Genomic DNA, 1,596 nt, shown 5'->3' with positions numbered 1-1,596 from the left:
AGGAACTCAACGACCGACCGCGCAAAAGACTAGAGTTCAAGAAACCGATCGAACTGATCGAAAACCTCCTGTTGCAATGACCGCCTGAATCCGCCCACCGGCTATCGGGCACCGTCGAACTGTGTTTGATTTGCTAAGACGTCGTCGCGGTGGGTTTCGGACCAGAGTTTGAGCTTTCGGACCGTTTGGTGCAGGGAGAGCCCGAGGTTGGTGAGTTCGTAGGTCACCGTCACGGGGACGGTCGCGGTCGCGGTCCGCCCGATCAGTCCGTCGCGTTCGAGAGACTTTAGTGTCTGCGACAGCATCTTCGGACTCACTCCTGCCAGGACTCGAGCCAGCTCGGAATACCGCATGGGTCGCGGCTCACCGTCACAGTCCGGCCCGCTCCCCAGCGCGGACAACACCAGGGTCACCCACTTGCCGGATACCTGAGCAAGCAATTGCTGGCTCGGGCACGCGGCGAGGAACGCGTTGTACTGCGTCTTCGCCTCCGCCTTCTTCTTCGCCGCTGTCATTGTCGGCATGGGCCCTCCTCGGGTATCAACGCACTTCCAGGTAACTACTTCCCAGCGGGTAGCAACTCATTCAGGATGGAGGGCAGCACGTTATTCCGCAAGCACCGAAAGGCACATCCATGAGCACCAACACCACTGACCTGCCCGGCGGTACCTGGAACCTCGGCGACACCAGCGTTTCCCGATTCGGGTACGGCGGCATGCAGCTCGCCGGCCCGTGGGTCGTCGGCCCGCCAAGAGACCGCGACGCAGCCCTCGCCGTGCTCCGCGACGCGGTCGCACACGGCATCACCCACATCGACACCGCAGAAACCTACGGCCCCCGCGTCGTCAACGAACTCATCCGCGAAGCCCTGCACCCCTATGCCGAAGACCTTTTCATCGCGACCAAGGCCGGCGGACGCCGGGATACGCGGGGCGGCTGGCCGTCCGCGCGGAAGCCCGACGAGCTCCGTGCGCAGATAGACGACAACCTCGAAACCCTCGGCCTCGACGTTCTCGACCTGGTACACCTCCGCCTCGGCGATGCCAACGGGCCGGTCTCCGAGCAGATCAGCGAGGCGTTCGAGACGCTCGTGAACCTGCAGCAGCAGGGCATCATCCGGCACCTTGGGATCAGCAACGCCACCGATGCGCAGGTTAAGGAAGCGCAATCGATCGCGCCGATCGTATCCGTGCAGAACATGTACAACCTCGCCAACCGGTGGGACGACGCCCTCATCGACCGCCTCGCCTTAGAAGGGATCGCCTACATCCCGTTCTTCCCTCTCGGCGGCTTCACCCCACTCCAGTCCGACGCACTCTCATCCGTCGCTGGGCGACTCGACGCGACGCCTATGTCTGTCGCTCTGGCATGGCTGCTGCACCGTTCCCCGAACATCCTGTTGATCCCGGGAACGTCGTCCGTGTCGCACCTGCGCGAGAACATTTCCGGCGCAGCACTCACTCTGTCCAACGACGACCTCGCCGAACTCGACCAGATCGCCGGCTAGACGATATGAAGTGTGGTGGCCGGGCTGACGTAGGACTGGAACCCCGGGTTCAAAGACATTCGTGGGTTGCCGGTCCGGGTCTTTCCGCA

The 1,596-nt window shown here is 63.0% G+C and carries 2 protein-coding genes; one reads left to right on the top strand and one right to left on the bottom strand.

Features of this window, described 5'->3' with window-relative positions:
- Positions 1 to 101: 101 nt before the first annotated feature.
- The gene (locus ABIB49_RS19235) at positions 102 to 524 is read right to left on the bottom strand and encodes a winged helix-turn-helix transcriptional regulator (RefSeq protein WP_226775796.1); all 423 of its coding nucleotides are present in this window, start codon (positions 522 to 524) and stop codon (positions 102 to 104) included.
- A 110-nt stretch (positions 525 to 634) separates the two neighbouring features.
- Here ABIB49_RS19235 and ABIB49_RS19230 point away from each other — a divergent pair, with 110 nt between their 5' ends.
- The gene (locus tag ABIB49_RS19230) at positions 635 to 1,507 is read left to right on the top strand and encodes an oxidoreductase (protein WP_282468045.1); all 873 of its coding nucleotides are present in this window, start codon (positions 635 to 637) and stop codon (positions 1,505 to 1,507) included.
- Positions 1,508 to 1,596 lie beyond the last annotated feature (89 nt).

This window comes from Arthrobacter sp. UYCu512 (assembly GCF_040547075.1).
Lineage (GTDB): Bacteria > Actinomycetota > Actinomycetes > Actinomycetales > Micrococcaceae > Arthrobacter.
Note: the sequence above shows the minus strand (reverse complement) of the source record. Positions and strands in the feature narration are given on the sequence as shown.